Annotated in this window: 1 pseudogene (running past one end of the window); it reads right to left on the bottom strand. The window is 59.3% G+C overall.

Annotation, left to right across the window (positions count from 1 at the left end):
* Positions 1–425 (bottom strand): annotated as a pseudogene (gene tuf, locus FVQ81_18565) (elongation factor Tu) (it extends 630 nt beyond the left edge of the window).

Raw genomic sequence — 425 nt, 5'->3', positions numbered from 1 at the left:
AGCGCCGACCCACGGATAATCGGAGTATCATCCCCGGGAAACTCGTACTTGTTCAGCAGATCACGTAACTCCATCTCAACCAACTCCACCAACTCTTCGTCATCCACCATGTCCACCTTGTTGAGGAACACCACGATGGAGGGCACGTTCACCTGCCGGGCCAGAAGCACGTGCTCACGCGTCTGCGGCATCGGGCCGTCCGCCGCGCTCACCACCAGAATCGCCCCGTCCATCTGGGCCGCTCCCGTGATCATGTTCTTGATGTAATCCGCGTGACCCGGACAGTCCACGTGGGCGTAGTGCCGGTTCTCCGTCTCATACTCCACGTGGGCCGTCTGAATGGTGATCCCCCGCTCGCGCTCCTCCGGCGCGTTATCAATGGAATCAAACGGGATAAACTGGGCCAGACCACGCTTGCTCAATAA

The sequence above is a fragment of the Candidatus Glassbacteria bacterium genome (assembly GCA_019456185.1).
GTDB lineage: Bacteria > Gemmatimonadota > Glassbacteria > GWA2-58-10 > GWA2-58-10 > JAJRTS01.
The sequence above is the reverse complement of the archived record's forward strand: the minus strand, read 5'-3'. Positions and strand labels throughout refer to the sequence as shown.